Origin of the sequence: Akkermansia muciniphila, assembly GCF_030848305.1 — a bacterium.
Classification (GTDB): Bacteria; Verrucomicrobiota; Verrucomicrobiia; order Verrucomicrobiales; family Akkermansiaceae; genus Akkermansia; species Akkermansia muciniphila_A.
In genome coordinates this window covers 329,811-348,164 of sequence record NZ_CP114598.1, presented here as the reverse complement: position 1 = coordinate 348,164, position 18,354 = coordinate 329,811, and the positions used below count along the sequence as shown (strand labels likewise).

Sequence of the window (18,354 nt, the reverse complement as noted above, 5' to 3'; positions counted from 1 at the left end):
CGTGCATGAGGCAAGCCGCCAACTACAACGTACACGCCACGGAATCCCTGCCGCAGTCTCTTGCGCTGCATTTTATTTCTCCATCCGGTGAGGATATGGACATCAGCGGCATGACGCTACGCGGAGCGGTAGTACAGGATGGGGTGATCATGCTGGACTGTGCCGTTACGGGGGCGAGTGCGGCATTGGTGACATGGCCGAGGCTGGCCGCCGGATGCGGCGCTTATGATATTTTTCTGACCGACGCATCGGGCAAAGAATACCCCTTGTTGAAGGGAGCCGTGCATGTAGTGTCTCGCGTTACGCCTCCGGATGGAACGGAAGATGCCGCGGCCGTAGCTGGTGCACTTGATGTCTCCATCCCCGAAACGGAAGACGGCTCCGTGACCATTGTGGAAAACCCGTCCATTGTGGTCGAGGAACTTGTACGACAAGCCGAAGCGGCCCGGGATGAAGCAAAGCAGCTTGTGGAAACGCTGGAAGACCAGGTGGAAAGCGGGGAATTGGTCAATGAGGCTGTAGCAAATAAATTGCCCGCCGCGCTCAAGGATGCGGGAGTGGAATTGGAAGCCGTGACCGGGCAATCCACCTTGTCCAGCGGAGACGCCGCCGACACCTGGACCATCGTGGGAGGCTATGCGATGACGTGGGGAGACGAGATACTGGCCGGGCATCTGCCCGACAGCTGCCGCCTGACGAGTATTTCAACCGTGTATTTTTTTGACAATCCCGCCCTGAATCAGTATTGCCTGCGGATTTGGAAGCTGGTGGACGGAACTTACAGCCTGATTGGCACCTCCGCCTATGTGTCCAACCTGTCCAGCGGCCAGACGGCCACGTGGGTATTTACGCCGGGCGTTCCCCTGACGCGCGGGGACAAGATCATCATCCAGGTATGCGAAGGGACCGAGATGACGCCTTACGCGCTGGGAATGCACGCCATTCTTACTCCGTCCGTCCCTGGGCGTGGTTTGATCACGGAAGTAGCCAACCCTCCCACCGTGAACGGCACGATGGCCCCGCTGATGACCGTGGTGGTGGACTATGACGACGGCATTACCCTGGGAGGGATGGAGCTGGCCACCGCGCGGCAACTGGATAGCCTGGGGCGGGATGTGCGCCAATCTTCCGCAACCGCCGAGGCTGCGGCGCGGACGGCTGGCCAGTCCGCCGCCACCGCGTCCACGGCTGCCGATAATGCCGCAACTTCTGCCACCGCTGCGGCCAACTCCGCCACGGCGGCGGCTAATGCTCTGGCGGCCATGCCGCAGGTGGACGCATCCGGCAACATGACGCTGGCCGGAGGTCTGACGGCGGCGGGGGCCGTCAACGCCAATGGCGGCATCAACATCCCTCTGACCGTGGGGGCGGCAACGGATACGTCAGCGGTCAACCGCCTGTACGCCGCGGGTATGGCCGGCGTGACAGGCATCCTGACCTCTAATGCTTTCCTCAATACGGATGCCATTACCGCGTCAGGATCTTCGACGGTGACCAAGACGGTTCCCTACCATTTGGCTGGCATTAAGATCCCCAAGGGTACTCATTCGACCATTCAGGCGAAATTTGAAGGGAGCAATCCTCAATGGAATTATTCCAGTTTCGCCGGGTTTTCTTTCCTTTGGCGCGCTACCAATGCCGCAAAGTTGTCTTTTGGTATCGGCCGTGGCACGAAGACGATTCGTCCCGACCTATCTATAGATTCTTACAGTATTATCCCGGCAAACGGTTTGGCTTATAATCAAGGCGAAATTCTGGATATTACTTTTGATAACGTGAGAAATACGGAACGCAACGGTTATACGGTGCGGGTGCGTGAGATTTTTGCGCTTAATAATACGGACAGCTGGCAGGTTAAGACTACAACCAGCTTTATTCCGGCCAGTCAGAATGAGCCTGTTCCGTGGACGATTGCCAAGGTTATTTACCAACAGAAATCTGTCGCCAGTATTGCCAGGTATGAAGATACGGGCGCGCTCTGGCTCATGCTCACCGGAGGTCAGGGGTATAATCTGTATCAAATTGCCACATGCCGGGGCGTCTCCAATTTTGAGACCGGCGTCGGCATTTCCAGTTGGGTGACTGATGTTGTGAATAATGCGGGTGGCGACGTTTCTGTTTATGCGGGAATCGGAGAGTACACTTATTACCAGCCCGGAGGTATTAACCCGGTTTTTTACGGACTGGAAGCAATGGCCGTCAATGTCATTGAATCAGAAGAGACGGCGGATTTTGTGGATGTAAATACCCCCTTAGAATCATGAATAATTCCGAGATACAAATACAGTTTCCCCGGCCGGGACAGTGGGATGAATTCATTTTGATGGCCATTTACCCGGACGAGGAAGGGTACACCCGCATAGACCGCTATACGCAGGACGATATACCAGCGGAGCAGGCCCTGGCCATGCAGGCCGTCGTTGCCGCGCTGGTGGGATTGTCCGAGCCATGGCAGGCCTCCCAGGTTTGGGCGCGGCTGGATCATGTTCTTGCCAGTTGGCCTATTTCGGAGGATGGGCCATTTGAAATGGCGGAGGCCATATCATTGACTGTTGAGGCGGTTAATGAGCAAGGGGGACACCGAATTTTCACCCCGGCCCAATACCAGGAGTTCACAATCAAGGATCCCGCCGCCGTGGACTTTTTCAAATACTTCACTACCCACAATCAATAACAACCATAATCATATGACTACTAGTAATAAATGCAATCACGCCTTGGAAATTGCCGAGGATATGTATAACGCCTATGCCGACGGCAAGGACCGCTACAAGCACCAGCCGATGGTGAAATACGCCGACCTGCCGGACGACGATAAAGCCGGCTGGCTGAACGTAGCAGAACAGGCCCTCCCCATCATCGGCAAGCATGCTATGGAAGATGTTAAAAACTACCTCTCCGGGCAGGCCAAGACCTCCACCGGCTTGCGGAAGTGGCTCTACTTGGCCGGGGTGGGCATTGTCGGTGCTGTCCTTGGCGGCCTGGGAATGTCCCTCTCCGGCTGCGGCCATTCCGTGGACGTGACGCCGGGCCGCACGGAGGTATGCAAGGACGGCTCCTGCCTCGTCATTGAGCAGGGGCATATTTCCTATTCCCAGGCCCAGCCGGAAACGGACGTTCCGCCCGTTGTTCAGATCGTACCTTCCAAGAAATAAGGCCATGTGTAAGCTCTCCGAAGTACCGGCGCGTTTCCTGGATTTTGCCAAGGCTTCCCCCGTGTTTGCCTGCGTCCTGATGTCGCTGACGATATGCGGCGGGGCATGCTGGTACATCGGGGAGGTGGTCAGCCACCACAATGACCGCCTTTGTGATCTGATGACCATGCAGACGCAGGCCCAGGTGGAGACGGCCAAGGCGATCCAACTACTTGCCGTCAGAATCGAAAACATAGAAAGGAAGCTGGAAAAGTGAATGAAGAACAATTCTTTCTGTCGTTAATGGCCATTTTATCAGCAACAGTTTTGGGATTTACCCTCATGTGTATAGGGGAACCTGGATATGGTATCGGGGTATGGCTCACTGCACTGGCCATTCTCTTGTACTTTTTTCGGTGCGGACGATAACACCAACTGTAAAGTTTTTCTTACAAGTTCCCTTTAGTTAATAATCAATAGTTTCCGTATGCCTACCCTGTACATACTCATTGTGGACGAACCCGGAAAGGAGCAATGGATGAAAATTTTTCTTACCGAAAGAGACGCCGCTTTTTTCCTGGCTCAATTTAATGAGTGGCATTTGCATGCCAAGTGCCATTGCTACACCGTGGAAGGCAAGCGGCTTGTGCAACTTATCGACAATCTGAACGAATGAATACTATAGAAAGAAAGATGGCCGCGGCTATCCTCCGGTTTGAAGACAGCCGCGTTACCGGGCCGGATTCCCTGCGCGTTTCCCGCCTTCCTGCCGCCGACAAGGGCGGCAAGTGGGAGATTTGCGGCATTTGCGACGGCATTGAACCGGCCGTGTTTAACAGATTGAAGGCCCTGTTGGATGCCGGAAGACGTGAAGAGGCCTGGGAAGGTTGTCTCCAGTATGTCCTGGATAATACCGCCGCCGTGCGCTCCTGGCTGGGTTCCGACGCTTTTCCTGGCGTTGAATTCATCCTGCGGGATCATTATTTCAATTCCGGGAGCAGGAATACCGGGAAGATTTTGCAGCGCGCGCTGAACATTCACGGCGCCGGGCTTGTGGTGGACGGGATTGTCGGCCCCAAGACCCGGCAGGAACTACAGGACCAGCTGGCCGCCACGGGTGAAGCGGTGTTCCTTATCGCCCTGCAGGAGAAGCGTCAGGCGTTTTACCGCTCTTGCAAGCAGTTTCCTGTGTTCGGGAAGGGCTGGCTGAACCGCTGCGACGATGCGTTCAGCATGGCGCAGGAGCTTGTTTAATCCTTAAATCTCTATTCGTTCATGGCATTATTTCCCAGGCTTCGCGGCAAGGTGAAAGAGGCGGTCCAGATATTGGTTTCTCCGTTTGCTGATCATAAATTCAAGCACTGGCCAGCCTCCGAACTTGACCCGGAATCCCTGAAATCTCTGAAAGAGTCCATTGCTTCCGGGCGGCTGGACCGGCAGGAACAGCTCTTTATGGCTATGCTGGAAAAATGGCCGCGTCTCCGGAAGAATCTTGGGGAAATAGCAAACGCCGTTGCCCGCATGGAATGGACAGTCATGCCCTGGACGGAAAAAGGACAGCAACCGACCCCGGAAGCGCAGGAAATGGCGGAGCTTGTCGAATCCGCCTTCTGGCGGTCAGAACCGGAACCGGACACGGTAGAGCAGGGAGCAGACGATTTGCTCAAATCCCTGACCTATATGCTTACTTGCGGCAACACCGTTCATCAAATCAAATGGGCGTCGGATGATATCATCTACCCCCGCTGTTACGAGCCTCTTTCCGCTCAATTTTACGCATGGGAATATAACTACGGCAGGAAGGATCGTTTGCTCCTTTTCCGCAACGGCCTGGAAAACGACCTGGAAGGAGAAGAATTTCCCCCGGACAAGTTCCTGATTGGGCTGAATAAGGCCGACGTGTTCCACCCTATTTTTGGCGCCAAGCTCCGGTGTCTTGTGGGATGGTTCGGAGCCGCCTGTTACGGGTTGCCCTGGCTGATGACGTTTTGCGAGCTTTTCGGCATCCCTTTCCGGACGGCTAAAGTCAGGGGTGACGAAAAAGCAAAAACGGAGGCGGCGGAAATGCTGCAAAACCTTGGTTCCGGGGGATGGGCCATCACAACGCAGAATATGGAGTTTCAGCTTCATGACGCCGTAAAGGGAGCCAACGGGCTGCCCCAGGCGGATTTGATCAAACTGGCGGACGAACAATGCGACAACCTGATCCTGGGACAAACGTTGACCAGTTCCAAGGGGGACGGAGGGGCGTATGCCCTTGGCAAAGTGCATGCCGGTATCCGCAAAGAGGTCATTGAAGACGCGGGGCAGGCCGTGGCGAATATTCTCAATTCCCAACTCATTCCTGCCATCATCCACTTGAATTACGGGCATATTCCTTCCCGTCTCCCTCAATTTGTTCCCTCTATCCGCGGCATTGACGCAGAAGCCCTGGAAACGGTTGCCAAAGCGGCGGAAATCATGGATGTAGGAGAAGAATTCGCCCGCACCATCGTCAAGATACCCAAGCCGCGTTCCGGCGAGCCTGTCTTGAGAAAAGCCCCGTCTATCGGTTCCGCTCCGGGCCAATACGGGGATGCCGTTGAAGCCGCTGCCTCCGAGGGAAAAAACTAGCTCCGCTCGCCCTGGCCGTCGAGTTGGAGCAGGACGCGGAAAAGGCCGCAGAAGAAATTTTACAGGCGTGGGCCGAGCCATGCGCTGATTTTGTCCGGGAATTGATCGGCAAAGCCCGTTCCGGGCTTTCTGATCATGAATTTCGGGCGGAACTGGCCGCTGTGCTTGCCCGCCTTCCGGAAATGGACCTCACCAATGATGATTTGCTGCAGGAAGCCCTGTGGGACGCCAGCGCGGAAGCTTACCGGAAGGGGTGGGAAATCAATCGGATTGAAGACGAGATATGAACCTGACGATCGACTTGAACGGTGTTGACCCGGTAATTGCAGAAGTGAAAAAAATAGCAGCTCCGGAAAGTTTGGCGAAAGCCAATGAACGCATGGGGGAGGGAGTGAAAAGCTGGCTTTCGTCCTGGTACAGGAACAAGGCGGAATCCGGACACTTTGAAAACACGTCCCTGCCGACCCACGGGCCTGGAAGGAAGAAAACCGGGTGGGCCAACGACATTGCCCGAAACTGGTTTGCCGAGACGACGGCGGACGGTGCCCGCATCTACCTCACCGGGCAGGCAGGGGAGGGGAACGGGGGGGAACCTCTAGACCTTGCACAATCCCTGTTATTGAAAATCTACGGCGGCACGGTGACGGCCAAGCGGGCCCAGGCGCTGACCATTCCTGTCATTCCGGAGGCGCACGGCGTTCGCGCTGGCGCTTACGCCTCTATGACGGGCCGCAAACTTTTCACTCTTCGTAAAAGCATCCTCAACCTTCGCAACAGCATGACCGGCTCCGGATTGGAGCCGGGCTGCCTTTTTGAATCGGACGGGCATGGCGGAGTCAGGGCCGTCTATAAGCTCAAGAAGTCGCAGATCTTTGCGCCATGGCCGGAGGCTTTTCCGGATATGGAAGAACTTACGGGCATAGCATTCAAACACTTCATGGATGCCATGCTTGATGACGGGGGAGGTTCCGAAGACTGGATAAATTGACTAGGAGAGCTAAGCTGAAAGACGGTGTAAAATAAACCGCCGCAGAGGGGAAACTGCGGCGGAGTAGAAAAAAGATTTGTTATAGAAATAGTTTTATTTCTTTTTTAAAATATAATGTTCGGATAAGATTCCTTGATTAATTGATCCTTCTTTGTCTGACAACATTAATTTACTACCATCAAGTATTTTATAATAAGATTTTTCATTAGAAGAGGTTAGAGATAATTCAATCAAGTTTCCATTTATCAAATTATAATGACCTTTTGATTCGAAAGTTGCGCTTTTTTCTCCTTCTCCTATATATTCGCTCCTCAGTATATAAGTTTTATCCTTATTTAATGTCAGTGTCGTCTTTATACCTTCACAATCGGCAGCGGGAAGAGTTCCTTCATAAGTGCCGTAAAAATTAGAATTTTCCGACTTGTTTTCTATTTTTGTTCCACCGTTTTCAATTTGATCATGATTCTCTTGAGGAGCATTGCAACCGGTTATGACAACTAAACATGTGGCCCATAAAAAAATCATTTTCATGGTAAGTACCTTTCTTTTTTAATTAGTGTTTTTTCTTAATTCAATAGAGCAGGGACTGAGAAATCAATTCTCTCCCAATACCATTATAATATTACGTAAAACTTTGGGAGGTGGCAAGATATTATTCTCGGCCAGCCGGGATTTTATTCCTGATCGTTACGGCTTGAATATTTTGTAGCCCATTTTGCGTCTATTGCCCCATACCTCCACTGTGCCTCATCATGGGGGCATGAGTACGCTGATAACGACGGTAGCCGGCAACCACGGCAAGGCTCCCATGGCTATCCTGTGGGCCCCCAAAGGAGAACATACTATTAAATGCTCGCTCAACGGCCAGCCGGGAACGTGTGTGGTGCGGGTAACGTCCGACTGCGTTCCCCGGCTCAATGCCGACCTGGAAGCCAAGCTATCCAGCAACGTCAAACCGGTCGGGCTCTATGATCATGAGATGGGGCCCGCCTCTTACAAGCCGGGACGGTTTGTGTGGAACGAGGAAAAAGGCGTTGTGTTGGAACTGGAAGGATGGACGGAGAAGGGAAGAACGGACGTGGAAGGCGGCAATTACGGCTATCACAGCCCCCGCTTCCGGCGCGACAAGGGAACCGGGGAAATCCTCGGCCTGTTGCCGGAATCCATAGAAGTAGGTTCCTTGGTCAATGACCCCGCATTTGACGACATCGAACGCATTGCCGCCAGCCGAATGGAGGGCGACGTAGCCCATTTTGACGACGTTGAAGACCCCGGGAAACCGGGCGACAATAGAGACCTTGAGAAGCCCAAGGAGGGCCTCGACCAGCAAGACAACCATACAACCAACCGAGACATGGACATCACTAAACTCGTTGCCCTCGGCATTTTGACCGAGGAAGAAGCCAAGGCTGAAAATGCCGAGGCTATCGTGTTGGAGCGCATCAAGGCCCTGCAGGACAAAGGCAAGGCCAGCTCCGACGAATTGGAAGCAAGCAAGAAGGAGCTGGCGAAATGCCAGGAAGAAATTGCCGCATCCAGGAAGCAGGTGAAGGAACGCGCCGTCCAGGACGTTGCCGATGCCATTGCTGCGGGCAAAATCGCCCCGAAGGATGAAGCATCCAAGACCTTTTGGGAACGAGCCCTGACGGAAGACTATATTGCCGCCAGCAAGCAGTTGAACGCCCTGCCGAAAAATCCCGCATTCGATGACGTGAATGCCGGCAAGCCGGAAGGCTCTCCAAAAGAACCCGTCACGGGAACCGCGGCTCTTCGCAGCTCCTTTGAAACCGAACTCAATAACCTGAACAAGTAATATGCCCGCGAAAGAATTTATGACCCTGCTGGACGTGCTTCAGCAGGAAGGAACAGGATCTATCAAGGCCCTTGACGCAGTCCGTTCTGTTGGACTTGCATCCCCGGAAGTAACCGCGTTTCCCGTTACCGTTATTGACGGAACGCAGTACGAAATCAATATGCCCACCGGCATTCCCCGTTTCGGGTTTCGTCCGGCCAATGCCGGAGCCAAGAACCTGACGACCGAATACACCAATAAAACCGTTAAGTGCTACTACATTGACGGACCTATTGCGGTGGACAAGGCCGTTGTCACCAGCTCCGCCAGGGGGGCGCAGCTGCTCACCAAGGAAACCCGAAGCGTTACGTTGGGTGCCATGGCCTCCATTGCCCTGCAGATGTGGTACAGGCTTCCGGAACAGGAAAATGTGTTCCCGGCTATTTCTGAACAGATGGGGGATTATATGACCATTTCCGCAGATCCTTCCAAGCAGGAAGACTCGGAAGCCAACCGCGCCGACAACTCCGGAGCTTCCGCTTACCTGGTCATTTTGGGTGACGACTTCCTGCACTCCATATGGGGGAACAAGAAGACGCTTTCCATGTCTCCGGTGCAGGAAGAGACCGTGGCCAGGAATACGGAAGACGGGGAATCAGGAACAATGAGGGCCTATACTTCCCGTTTGGAAGGCTGGACGGGCATTGCCGTGGAATCTCCGTTTTCCGTGGCCCGCATCAAGAACATCAGCGCCCAGCATCCCTTGACGGACAAACTTGTCGCCAAGGCGAAGAGCCTGTTTCCTGCGGCCTTGCGCGGCATGATTTCCTATGTGGTTATGAACGGCAATGTGAAATTGCTGTTGCAGGAATCCAGAACCCTTACGCCTGCCACCGGAAACGGCGGAACGGGCATGATCGCCCCTGAACCCGATTCCGTGATGGGAATCAAGATTCTGGAAGTGGATTCCCTGCTTGATGACGAATCACTGTCCAGTGTCCGCGCCGCATTTGCGGAAGACTTTTTCCGCGCCCGTCGCAACTCCCTTGCCCTCAAAAATTAACCTTTTATCCGCAGAAAGGAGAAACACACCACATGATGAAGAATATGTACCGCAATGACGAAGCGCTTACGATCCGTCTGAAGATGCCGGGAACCGGAAAGACGGTAACGTCTGCCCCGATTCATATCGGACAGAAAGGAGGCATCGACAGCGCTGTCATTTCATTGAAGCACGAAGAGCTTCCCGCGCTGGCCGCCGGCAAGACGATGACCCTCACCGTCGAATCGTCCGAGGACGGTGATGCCTGGACGGAACTGGATTCCCCGAAGCTGGTTGCGACGGGGGGTGAGAGCAATGGTTCCGGCTCCGGAGAAGTGTTCATGCGCGTTCCGTTGGAGGCCGGCCCCTGGCTGCGCCTGAAAATCGCAGCTGAAACGTCCGCAGGCGACAGCACGGCACAGGAAGCCGTCCTTGCCGTCAAGGTATAACCTTATTGAAACAATGGCCCTCGTAAGGATTACTCCGGAAGCGGTTGCCCGCTATTGCCAGGACAAGGAAATTACTTCCATTGCCCGGGACAAAATCAGCGACATCATCCGCGAGGTCTGCAACGAGGTGGCGGCTGCAGTCAACTCCTGCCCCAGAAATGCCAGGATTGCGATGGATTCCAGTTCCGTTCCCGCGGAGTTGGTATTCACCACCTGCATTCTGGTGCGGGATGCCGTCACCAGCTCCGTGCCAGGTTCAAGCGAATCCCTGCAGGGGACGGCGCGGGCGGCTCAATATCAGGATGCCCGCGCGAAACTCCGCGCCGTGGCTGCCTGTGAAGTCGAGTTTGCCCCCTACGATGGGCACCAGCCCAGCGACGTCATTTACGGAGGGCCGAAACACCAGGATTGGAGCAATCCGATATGAAGAAAACCCTGAAGAAGTCGCCTGTCATTGCATTTGCGGAAGTCCTCTGTCAGCGGGCCGTGGAAATTTGCTCCGCGGCCAACAACGGGGAAGACCCGGAAATCATTATTAAGGCATGGGACGGTTCCTTTGAGGAAGAAATCAAGAGGGTGACCGGTTCCCTGGAAACCGTCATCGTCATGGAGCGTCCGGAAATTGTTCCGGACAAGTTGAGCAGGAGCGGCAAAAGCACGGCCAGATGGCACGTCACCGTGGAGAGCAACCCGCTTCTGGACGGTGACGGCTGGGACGCCGACGACCTTGCCGACATCATCCAGGAGGGCTTTCACAAGTGGCGCCGCAACCATGCCCGGCTGATGATGACGGAGGTAATCGTTACCAGCTCCAAGCCGGCTCTCGCCAAAATCCTGAAAAAGTCCATCGTCCTGACGATGGAAACAACCCTGATTATCAAACATGGCAACTAAACCCACCACCGCCGCGGCCCAGGAGGCCGCTACTGCCCCGGCGCCCCGCATCGTCAAATGCCGGGTGGCCGTCAACAAGCTGGAACTCCCTCACGGCATCGCCGCGCGGGGAAAAATCGTCCACATCCCGGAAGACGTGTACAAAGTCCACGCCGACGCCGGGAAAGTGACCTTTATTGACTACGTAAGAAGCTAACAACCATGTCAGAACTCTACAACAAGGAAATGCTGGTCGGCACCTTTCTCGACCTGTGCCCGTTCGGAACGACAGTCACGGCCGAAAGCGGCACGGACACGGTGGACGAGCATTTCAAGCCGGCGAAGGACTCCGACGCCTGGATGATTGCCAACGAAGTCATCGACTACAAAATCACGCCGACCACGGAAGACGACGCCCGCACGGTATTTTCCCGCGACACGACCTCCTATGTGACGCGGAAGAACACCAAAGTGACGGGCAACACCATCGAGATTAACTCCACGGAGGTTAATCCGGTCTGCTGGCAGGTGATTTACCAGTGCGACAGGCTGGAAGCCGGGAAGGAAGTGCAGCCCTTTTCCCGGAACATCTACGGGCAAAAGGTATGGGCGCGCCTCACCAAATACCAGGAAGACAAAAAAGAAATGATGGTCCTGGAAGTCGCGGCGCTGCTCAAGGTGGAAATCCCCACGGAAAATAACAAGCTGATCACGCCGAAATTGACGCTTGAAGTGATACCGTCCTCCCTGAATTCCCTGACGCCCACGGAAGAAATCGCCTTCCCGGCCTCCGCCGGAGCATGACAGACGGGGCCGCCCCTCTGTTTGCATGGGGAGGGGCGGCCCCTGTTTCCCCCACCATTATTGAGGCATGGACACGACCGTCTCTCCCTTTTCCATTACCTTTGACGGGCGCCCCGTCGTGCGCGCCGGGGAATTCCTGCTCGACTCCCTGCCGGAACACGCTTTCCCGGTGCAGTTCGGCACGTCCGCCACGCCGATCATCAACAGCCCGTTCCCCAGGCTGGACGCATTCGGCAACCTGTCCCTGTCCTTCACCATCTCCACCGTGCGGGAATGCGCCTCCCACATGGACGCGTGGAACGCCTTTTACGAATGGCTCAACGAATGGAAAACGGCGGGGAAAGGGGAATGGGCCTGGACCGACGCCTGCGGCCGTGAACAGCGCTTTGAAGCCGTCATCGCCGACGCCGAGCCGAAGGTTCAGGGCCTGCGCCTTATTGTCTCCTACAACTTCACCCTGGGCCGCCCCCTATGAAAACCCTTGACGTATCTTCCTCCGACTTCCTGGACATGGCCGAAAGCCCGTCCTACAACCGGCTGTCCTTCGGGGGAGCCTCCGTCTCCTTCCGCGTGCCTGTCTCCCGGTTTGCCTCCTGCCCGTTTGAAGAAGGGGAACCCGTCAAAATCGTCTGGCGCGGGAAAACCCTGCTCATCGGCCCGGTCATCGACCTGGAACATTCCCTTGAAGGAACCTCCGAGAGCTGGGACATCAGGATTTACGATTACTGGTGGAACCTGAGCAACATCCAGTACTTCGCGAATGGCCGCGCCAACGGCATCTTTGCCGAATACCGCCGGGGCACAGGCGGGAGCGGTCAGGAAAAACAGGCGACCGCGAACATCCGGGACGCCCTCTCCGGAATTCTGGACCACGCCGTCAGCACGGCTCTGGTTCCCATCAAATACGACCTCCGGATAGACAAGGAAGCCGAAATCATTCCGTTTGCCTACTCGTCGGAAACGTATGCCTCCCTGCTTTCCCAGATCCAGAAATGGCGCCCCAATATGGCCGCGTGGTTTGAATACGGCGCGGACGACTCCGCCACGCTGGTCATTGCCGACCATGCCGCCCTGCCGGATGTCGTGCTCGACCTGTCCGCCGTGGACGTAAGCGCCCTGTCCCTCAAGGCGCGTCCCGATCTGGTGCCTCCGGCCGTGGGGCTGACCTGCAACGCCTCCGTTGTCTCCCGGATTCAGCGCGCACTGGCCGTCTATCCCTCAGGCGCCTCCCTGTCCCAGCCCTATGTGGTGACGGCGGAAGTGGACGTTCCGGGCGGCGTCAAGGTCTCCGACACTGCCGGGCAATACAGCCCCGCGGAAACGGACTCGCTGGGTTACGACGCCCCGCGGATGATTGTCCGGGGAGACAAATTCCCGACCGGCACGGCCCAGTGGGCGGCCCGCGTCAAACGCTGGGCTCCGGCCCTGGAGGATTGCGCCGGCCTGGAAGTGGCGGCCAGTCCGAAAATTACGTCCATCACGCCGGCTGACGCGGAACACCGGGGATACAGCAGCGCGGCCATCACCCACGAACTGACCTCCGGCCAGATAAACGGCAGGAGCGCAAGAATCAAATGGGGCAAGGTCCGGGTGGATTTGCGGGTGCGGGCGACGGAGCCCCCCGACACGGTGAAGCAATATTTTCCGGAATACGGCGGAAAATCCGGAACCGGGGACCGCTGGATCGGAACATTGACGTTTGAAGTGACTACGACGAATGTCGGCTACGCGTCCTACCGGGTGGACAGGGCAGGGACGGTGGAAAGCGTATCCGACGACGGCGGAAGCCCCGGAGGCGACGAAACATCGGGCAGCTACGACACCTCCGTGTTGTATAAAAATTTCCTGAAATCCTACTACGAAGCCACCCGCGCGCTGCCCTATGACGGATCCGCGACCGTCCACGACGACTTTGACCAGGTCTGCGGGGGGCGCCTCTCCATCACGGGAGGATTGAAAGAATGGGAAACCATGCGGTCCGTCATCCAGGAAATATCCCTCGACCTTAAAACGGGAGTTTCCGACGTGACGGTGGGGGCCCCGGAACAGATCTCCCTGCAGGACTCCATCGACCGGAGCCGGCAGCTTGCCGAGGCGTTGCGCCGGACGGCCTGGGCGGACTCGTCCACGTCTTCCGGGGGAGGTTCTTCGGGCGGAGGATCCGGCAGCGGAGGCTCTTCTGGAGCGGACGATGAAGTCCCGGAGCTTCCCAGCGTCGGGCCGTCCGTAAAACTGCTGCAGGCCCAGGAGCCTCCCGCGTGGGGAACAAGCGCCGTTGAGGTGGGATTCCAATGCCGCCTGTCTTACGGGAGCGACGGCAAGGTGTCCGATGCCTACATCCGCCAGGGGAAGGCCGTTTATGCCGGCAGCTACATCGGGGGGCTGCTTCCGGAAGGGGACGGCTCCGGGGGATGGGTGAAAAGCCCCGTCACTTCCGGGGAAATCTGGCTCAAGATCCAGTTGGACAAGGACACGAAATACCTCGGATCCTCTCTGTCCGCCGCGGGCGGCGTCTCCGACCCCGTCAGGCTCGCGGAGGAAGACCGGAAAACCCCTTATGAATATTATTTCCATCTGGCCACCATCGACGGCAACAAGGTGGTGCAGCACCAGGCGGGCACGGTTTATCTCCAAATCCACCCGGGAACCTTCGGCCCCTCCGGAATGTCATGATCAGGATATACACCTTCACCTATGCCGGAGACGCGCAGGAAGCCGTGGCCTGCGTCCGGTGCGCCAGGACGGCTCTTCCGGAGGCGGTAGTTACGGTGGTGGACGACAGCGCCGCCCCGGTGCCCCCGGAGGCCAGGAGGGCTCTTGTAGCGCATGGGGCGCGGTATCGCCGGAGTTCTTTCCCCCGCTGCGGCAACCTGCGCGGCCCGGAGTGCGTCCGGGGAATTATTGCCACGCTGGCCGGGGGGGCGGCGGATGGCGACACCGTCGTCAAGATTGACTCCGACACGGCGCTTCTGTCGGGCGGCTGGGTCAGGGAAATGAAACACAACGGGCTTGCGCTGCACGCCGCCGGATACCGGGTTCCCCGGAACCCGTCCGAACGGTCCGCCTACGGAAATTGCTACGCCCTGAGCGGCCGGGCGGCCATGATGGCCGCCGAAGCGCTGGAATGCGCCGCCATCCCCCCGCTCGCCCCGGAAGACCTCACCATCTGCCGGGCCGTCATGGATGTCTGCGGCCGGGAGCGTGTCCGGCTTGACGAGCCGTGGACGCCCCTGAACCGGGCCGGGCGGTGGTCCTGGTGGAACTGGGACAGCCGGACGGCGAATCCGGAGGATTATGCCCGCAGCTATGACGTGGTGAGTGTCGGCAATCCCCGGCCTCCCCACGTTCCCAAAAACGCCCGCCGGGAAGTCATGCGCGCTCTGTGCGACGCCCGTTTGAATCTCAACAGCCAATCAATAGAACCATGTCAGACAGAAACCTGAACATCAATATCAGAACGACCGCCGACACCTCCGGCGCCACTCAAGCCGCCGCATCCCTGGACAGGATACGGGAATCCGGCGAATCCATGTCGCAGACTTCCGGCGTGATGGACCGGATCGCAGATTCTCTTTCCCGTGTCAAAACGGCTGCCGGGGAAACCGGCGACGCCATGAAGGACGGCATGGGCGCGGAATATGAAAAAGCCCTGGAAAACGCCAATTCCAAACTTGACCAATACGCCGACGCCCTGACCGCCGCCGGCTCCCGGATGAAAGCCGCCTTCAACGACAACCCGGGATTGACCGGGTTTATTGACGAAGTCACCAACGCCGTGCTGACCTCCGAGGAATTCAGGAAGAAGCTGGAACAGGTGGATGACGTCTTTGAAGTCCTCAACAACAAAATGTCTGATTTGGATCTCGGAGCGAAATGGGGAGATGACCTTGACGAAAACCTTCAACAAATCATCGACGGCTACAACAAGGAAATGGACGCGGCCGACAAGGCCGCGGAAAAGGCGGAAGCCGCGGAGGCCCGGAAGCAGCAGGCCGCCGCCGCCACGGTGGAACGGCTGGAAGCCAACAACCGCCGCGCCTCCGCCACCTATGAGGAACTACAGGCCGAACTGGAATCCTACATTGCCAAGTTGGAAGAAGCCCGGAAGGCCGGGGACAACGTGGCCCAGGCGGACGCCCTGAAGAATATCCAGGACCTGGGACGGCGCATCAAGACGGCCGGAGATGCCGGGCAACTCACCTCGACGCAGGTCAAGGGGCTGGCGGGGCAGATTACCATAGCGGCAACGCGCATCCTGGGCATGTCCAGCTCGCTCCGGGGAGCTATCCCGTTCATTCATTTATTCGGAACCACCATCAAAACGGCGATGGGGCCGCTGGGCTGGGCCATGCTGCTGATCCAGGGGCTGACCGCCGGCATTACCGCTTTGATTGACCACTTCAAGGCCAAAAGCGACGAATTGGAGCGGCAGGCGGAACAGGCAACCGAAAGGATGAAAAAACGTGCCAGGGATACTGCCGAATCTATCAAAAAGAGTTATGAAGCTATCCAGGACTATAACAAAGCCGACCGAACACAGGAAATCAACAAAGGGTTTGAAGACTTTGTGAAGGGCATTACGACGCAATACCGTTTGCAAACGCAGGAGATTGAACGGCAAATCCAGCTACGGAGGGAGGAAGCCGCCCGCCAGAAGGGGATTGACACGCAGGAAGCCGAACTTGCCCGCGTGAAGTTGGACAATGACTTTGAAGACGGAAAAATCACCGAGAGGCAACGGGACTACGGCATGATGATGATTAACCAGAATCTTGACGACAAAATACGCCGCCGGGATCTGGAAGTAGCGCAGAAGGAATTCATGGACTACGGAAAGCAGTTGGATACGGCCGTTCAAAACCGTGACCGTTTGCAAGACAAGGAATTCGATATGAAGTTCATTCAAGGGCAGATGCCCTCCCTTCAGGAGGTTGAAAGACTGTTCCAGCAACAGTTCAAAGCCCAGGAACGGATTGATGCGAGTAACAGGAAGCTTCCAGAGACAGAGAAGAGAATAGCTGATCTCGAAAAGGTTGTAAATACTGCACTGAGTAAAGGAGTTGAACCGGGGGAAGCGTACAATGAGCTACTCCGCCAGAAGGAGAAAAAGGAACGTCTTCTATCTGCCCGTGATGCAGCCCAAAACGAGGGAAATGCCGCCACTGTCAGAATAGATGAACTCCGGGACTTGTTCCGCCAATCCGGCGTGAACTTTGAACCCTCCTATCAGAAAGGAACAGATGTAACCAGCCGAACCGGAGAATATCAAAAAGCCCTGGAAGACCAGAACAGCAAGGCAAAAGAACTTGCGGACAAACTTGCCGATGCCAGAGAAGAAGCCGGGAGGATAGGGGATATTATGGGGGCCTATGAACGCAACATTGTTGATCAGGAGCGGAGCATCAGGACGCAAGACCGGCTCAATTCCGCCAATATTGACCTGTTCAACAAACGGGCTGACAAAAAGGAAGCCCAGGAAGCCAAGAAGGCCCAGGAAAAGCTTGAAAAAGAGCGGGACCGGGAACTGAAGAAGCTTCAGCGGGAACAGCAGAAAGATACTAAAGAGGCGTTTAAAACTTTTGTACAGGGATTGCTCATGAAAACGGGCGAAAGTTCTAGCCCCCAGCAGTCAGACCTGGCCAACAAGGCACTTGATGCCATACGTAAAAATATTGAAGCCGCAGCCGCGGATGGAAACATTGATGAAGCTGAGATGAGGGAATTAGGCAAGCTCTACGTTGCCAAGCTTCAGGAATTAGGACTGGCAACAAAACGTGCCATCAATGGATTGAAAGAGGAATTAACCCAGGGGTTGAGAGGAATCAATGCTCAAATTGACGCAATAGGTAAATGGGCCAATACTACCCAAAGGCAGAAACGCCCCGGGGGAATTGTTAATCTTCCTTACCGTAAAAGATGATGAACAAGCCCCTGGCACCCGCGCCCCTGACCTCAGGGGCACACTCCCCCCCCCAGCGCAGCGGACAATGCAATCACTCTCACAGTAGATGATGCCACCTTTGACGCTTGGAATAATGCCGGTGCTCCCTAATCCTTCGCCCAAAAGAAAACGCCCCGCAACGTTTTGCTCGTCCGGGGCGTTTCTGTGTTCAGTGGATTCAGGAGAAACGGTTATTGCTTATCCGTGGAGTTTCCGGAGTTATATACTCTCTTGGCTATGACGGAAAGCAAGTCAACGGTGCAGGAAAGTAATTTAATGACTTTGGCACACCAGAAGCACCCAAGGCAGGAGAAGGCTCCGGAAAGTAGGTAAATAATACCAATAGCGGCATATCCTGGCCCCGTGTTGCATAAAGCTAGTATCACCCCAGCGAGTAGAGCAAGAATACCCATGATCTGGAATAATCCCTCAACAGTTGGTATAAGCTCTACGTCTGTTGATGTTGCTTCCGTTCGCTCTTGTTTTTTTTGCAAACTGTTTTTTTCAGATTTCTCTTTCCACTTCTGTTCTAAAACCGTTCCGAACTGCACCCACTCTTGACCGCCAGCAATGCAAACAAGGCTTTTTTGTGTTATCTTGCCTTCGGCGTAGAAAGTTTCTAGTGATGCAAAGGAATACGGCCCTTCCGTCTGTCCTTCCTCCGTTGCAATGTAATACTGTTCCATTGCTTTTTATCATTTCCAGATAGTATTTTTCT

22 protein-coding genes are annotated in these 18,354 nt (G+C 55.9%); 20 read left to right on the top strand and 2 right to left on the bottom strand.

Features of this window, described 5'->3' with window-relative positions; translation table 11 throughout:
* The first annotated feature begins 5 nt into the window (after positions 1–5).
* From O4G22_RS01520 to O4G22_RS01480, 9 genes are all read left to right on the top strand, one after another.
* Positions 6–2,264 (top strand): hypothetical protein, encoded by a 2,259-nt coding sequence (locus O4G22_RS01520; RefSeq protein WP_306701989.1) that lies wholly within the window; start codon positions 6–8, stop codon positions 2,262–2,264.
* On the top strand, positions 2,261–2,674 hold the full coding sequence (locus O4G22_RS01515; RefSeq protein WP_306701988.1) for a hypothetical protein: 414 nt from the start codon (positions 2,261–2,263) through the stop codon (positions 2,672–2,674). Before O4G22_RS01520 ends, O4G22_RS01515 begins: the two co-directional genes overlap by 4 nt.
* 13 nt (positions 2,675–2,687) lie before the next feature.
* Positions 2,688–3,155: a hypothetical protein gene (locus O4G22_RS01510; RefSeq protein ID WP_306701987.1), complete on the top strand. Its 468-nt coding sequence runs from the start codon at positions 2,688–2,690 to the stop codon at positions 3,153–3,155.
* 4 nt (positions 3,156–3,159) lie between these two features.
* On the top strand, positions 3,160–3,411 hold the full coding sequence (locus O4G22_RS01505; RefSeq protein WP_022196844.1) for a hypothetical protein: 252 nt from the start codon (positions 3,160–3,162) through the stop codon (positions 3,409–3,411).
* Between the two features lie 210 nt (positions 3,412–3,621).
* Positions 3,622–3,810 carry a hypothetical protein gene (locus tag O4G22_RS01500; protein ID WP_022196876.1) on the top strand — a complete coding sequence of 63 codons (189 nt, stop codon included), beginning with the start codon at positions 3,622–3,624 and terminating at the stop codon, positions 3,808–3,810.
* On the top strand, positions 3,807–4,388 hold the full coding sequence (locus O4G22_RS01495) for a putative peptidoglycan-binding domain-containing protein (RefSeq protein WP_249852125.1): 582 nt from the start codon (positions 3,807–3,809) through the stop codon (positions 4,386–4,388). The genes O4G22_RS01500 and O4G22_RS01495 overlap by 4 nt, the downstream gene beginning before the upstream one ends.
* Positions 4,389–4,409: 21 nt before the next feature.
* On the top strand, positions 4,410–5,747 hold the full coding sequence (locus O4G22_RS01490; RefSeq protein ID WP_249852124.1) for a phage portal protein family protein: 1,338 nt from the start codon (positions 4,410–4,412) through the stop codon (positions 5,745–5,747).
* Positions 5,748–5,770: 23 nt separating this feature from the next.
* The gene (locus O4G22_RS01485; RefSeq protein WP_087393775.1) at positions 5,771–6,034 is read left to right on the top strand and encodes a hypothetical protein; all 264 of its coding nucleotides are present in this window, start codon (positions 5,771–5,773) and stop codon (positions 6,032–6,034) included.
* The gene (locus O4G22_RS01480) at positions 6,031–6,735 is read left to right on the top strand and encodes a hypothetical protein (RefSeq protein WP_087393777.1); all 705 of its coding nucleotides are present in this window, start codon (positions 6,031–6,033) and stop codon (positions 6,733–6,735) included. The genes O4G22_RS01485 and O4G22_RS01480 overlap by 4 nt, the downstream gene beginning before the upstream one ends.
* Positions 6,736–6,828: 93 nt before the next feature.
* On the opposite strand, the gene O4G22_RS01475 is transcribed toward O4G22_RS01480, so the two are convergent.
* The gene (locus O4G22_RS01475; protein ID WP_087393778.1) at positions 6,829–7,266 is read right to left on the bottom strand and encodes a copper resistance protein NlpE; all 438 of its coding nucleotides are present in this window, start codon (positions 7,264–7,266) and stop codon (positions 6,829–6,831) included.
* A 229-nt stretch (positions 7,267–7,495) separates the two neighbouring features.
* On the opposite strand from O4G22_RS01475, the gene O4G22_RS01470 reads away from it, so the two are divergent.
* The 11 genes from O4G22_RS01470 (at position 7,496) to O4G22_RS01420 (ending at position 17,615) form a co-directional block, all read left to right on the top strand.
* Complete coding sequence (locus O4G22_RS01470) at positions 7,496–8,548, top strand: phage protease (protein ID WP_102741340.1); 1,053 nt, start codon at positions 7,496–7,498, stop codon at positions 8,546–8,548.
* 1 nt (position 8,549) lies between these two features.
* Positions 8,550–9,590: a major capsid protein gene (locus O4G22_RS01465; RefSeq protein ID WP_087393782.1), complete on the top strand. Its 1,041-nt coding sequence runs from the start codon at positions 8,550–8,552 to the stop codon at positions 9,588–9,590.
* A 32-nt stretch (positions 9,591–9,622) separates the two neighbouring features.
* The gene (locus O4G22_RS01460) at positions 9,623–10,018 is read left to right on the top strand and encodes a hypothetical protein (RefSeq protein ID WP_087393784.1); all 396 of its coding nucleotides are present in this window, start codon (positions 9,623–9,625) and stop codon (positions 10,016–10,018) included.
* 13 nt (positions 10,019–10,031) lie between these two features.
* Positions 10,032–10,445, top strand: a complete 414-nt coding sequence (locus O4G22_RS01455; RefSeq protein WP_102738834.1) for a hypothetical protein — start codon at positions 10,032–10,034, stop codon at positions 10,443–10,445.
* On the top strand, positions 10,442–10,912 hold the full coding sequence (locus tag O4G22_RS01450) for a hypothetical protein (protein WP_087393788.1): 471 nt from the start codon (positions 10,442–10,444) through the stop codon (positions 10,910–10,912). Before O4G22_RS01455 ends, O4G22_RS01450 begins: the two co-directional genes overlap by 4 nt.
* Positions 10,902–11,108 carry a hypothetical protein gene (locus O4G22_RS01445; protein ID WP_022197306.1) on the top strand — a complete coding sequence of 69 codons (207 nt, stop codon included), beginning with the start codon at positions 10,902–10,904 and terminating at the stop codon, positions 11,106–11,108. The genes O4G22_RS01450 and O4G22_RS01445 overlap by 11 nt, the downstream gene beginning before the upstream one ends.
* 5 nt (positions 11,109–11,113) lie before the next feature.
* The gene (locus tag O4G22_RS01440) at positions 11,114–11,695 is read left to right on the top strand and encodes a hypothetical protein (RefSeq protein ID WP_087393790.1); all 582 of its coding nucleotides are present in this window, start codon (positions 11,114–11,116) and stop codon (positions 11,693–11,695) included.
* 67 nt (positions 11,696–11,762) lie between these two features.
* The gene (locus O4G22_RS01435; RefSeq protein ID WP_306701986.1) at positions 11,763–12,170 is read left to right on the top strand and encodes a hypothetical protein; all 408 of its coding nucleotides are present in this window, start codon (positions 11,763–11,765) and stop codon (positions 12,168–12,170) included.
* Positions 12,167–14,368 carry a hypothetical protein gene (locus O4G22_RS01430; RefSeq protein WP_306701985.1) on the top strand — a complete coding sequence of 734 codons (2,202 nt, stop codon included), beginning with the start codon at positions 12,167–12,169 and terminating at the stop codon, positions 14,366–14,368. Before O4G22_RS01435 ends, O4G22_RS01430 begins: the two co-directional genes overlap by 4 nt.
* Positions 14,365–15,138, top strand: a complete 774-nt coding sequence (locus tag O4G22_RS01425) for a hypothetical protein (protein ID WP_306701984.1) — start codon at positions 14,365–14,367, stop codon at positions 15,136–15,138. Before O4G22_RS01430 ends, O4G22_RS01425 begins: the two co-directional genes overlap by 4 nt.
* Positions 15,120–17,615 carry a hypothetical protein gene (locus O4G22_RS01420; protein WP_306701983.1) on the top strand — a complete coding sequence of 832 codons (2,496 nt, stop codon included), beginning with the start codon at positions 15,120–15,122 and terminating at the stop codon, positions 17,613–17,615. Before O4G22_RS01425 ends, O4G22_RS01420 begins: the two co-directional genes overlap by 19 nt.
* Positions 17,616–17,827: 212 nt before the next feature.
* On the opposite strand, the gene O4G22_RS01415 is transcribed toward O4G22_RS01420, so the two are convergent.
* On the bottom strand, positions 17,828–18,322 hold the full coding sequence (locus tag O4G22_RS01415; RefSeq protein WP_155844479.1) for a DUF4339 domain-containing protein: 495 nt from the start codon (positions 18,320–18,322) through the stop codon (positions 17,828–17,830).
* Positions 18,323–18,354: the final 32 nt, after the last annotated feature.

Coding starts and splice junctions, on each gene's coding strand:
- O4G22_RS01520 (WP_306701989.1), top strand. CDS start 6: ATGAGGCAAGCCGCCAACTACAACGTACACGCCACGGAATCCCTGCCG.
- O4G22_RS01515 (WP_306701988.1), top strand. CDS start 2,261: ATGAATAATTCCGAGATACAAATACAGTTTCCCCGGCCGGGACAGTGG.
- O4G22_RS01510 (WP_306701987.1), top strand. CDS start 2,688: ATGACTACTAGTAATAAATGCAATCACGCCTTGGAAATTGCCGAGGAT.
- O4G22_RS01505 (WP_022196844.1), top strand. CDS start 3,160: ATGTGTAAGCTCTCCGAAGTACCGGCGCGTTTCCTGGATTTTGCCAAG.
- O4G22_RS01500 (WP_022196876.1), top strand. CDS start 3,622: ATGCCTACCCTGTACATACTCATTGTGGACGAACCCGGAAAGGAGCAA.
- O4G22_RS01495 (WP_249852125.1), top strand. CDS start 3,807: ATGAATACTATAGAAAGAAAGATGGCCGCGGCTATCCTCCGGTTTGAA.
- O4G22_RS01490 (WP_249852124.1), top strand. CDS start 4,410: ATGGCATTATTTCCCAGGCTTCGCGGCAAGGTGAAAGAGGCGGTCCAG.
- O4G22_RS01480 (WP_087393777.1), top strand. CDS start 6,031: ATGAACCTGACGATCGACTTGAACGGTGTTGACCCGGTAATTGCAGAA.
- O4G22_RS01475 (WP_087393778.1), bottom strand. CDS start 7,266: ATGAAAATGATTTTTTTATGGGCCACATGTTTAGTTGTCATAACCGGT.
- O4G22_RS01470 (WP_102741340.1), top strand. CDS start 7,496: ATGAGTACGCTGATAACGACGGTAGCCGGCAACCACGGCAAGGCTCCC.
- O4G22_RS01465 (WP_087393782.1), top strand. CDS start 8,550: ATGCCCGCGAAAGAATTTATGACCCTGCTGGACGTGCTTCAGCAGGAA.
- O4G22_RS01460 (WP_087393784.1), top strand. CDS start 9,623: ATGATGAAGAATATGTACCGCAATGACGAAGCGCTTACGATCCGTCTG.
- O4G22_RS01455 (WP_102738834.1), top strand. CDS start 10,032: ATGGCCCTCGTAAGGATTACTCCGGAAGCGGTTGCCCGCTATTGCCAG.
- O4G22_RS01450 (WP_087393788.1), top strand. CDS start 10,442: ATGAAGAAAACCCTGAAGAAGTCGCCTGTCATTGCATTTGCGGAAGTC.
- O4G22_RS01445 (WP_022197306.1), top strand. CDS start 10,902: ATGGCAACTAAACCCACCACCGCCGCGGCCCAGGAGGCCGCTACTGCC.
- O4G22_RS01440 (WP_087393790.1), top strand. CDS start 11,114: ATGTCAGAACTCTACAACAAGGAAATGCTGGTCGGCACCTTTCTCGAC.
- O4G22_RS01435 (WP_306701986.1), top strand. CDS start 11,763: ATGGACACGACCGTCTCTCCCTTTTCCATTACCTTTGACGGGCGCCCC.
- O4G22_RS01430 (WP_306701985.1), top strand. CDS start 12,167: ATGAAAACCCTTGACGTATCTTCCTCCGACTTCCTGGACATGGCCGAA.
- O4G22_RS01425 (WP_306701984.1), top strand. CDS start 14,365: ATGATCAGGATATACACCTTCACCTATGCCGGAGACGCGCAGGAAGCC.
- O4G22_RS01420 (WP_306701983.1), top strand. CDS start 15,120: ATGTCAGACAGAAACCTGAACATCAATATCAGAACGACCGCCGACACC.
- O4G22_RS01415 (WP_155844479.1), bottom strand. CDS start 18,322: ATGGAACAGTATTACATTGCAACGGAGGAAGGACAGACGGAAGGGCCG.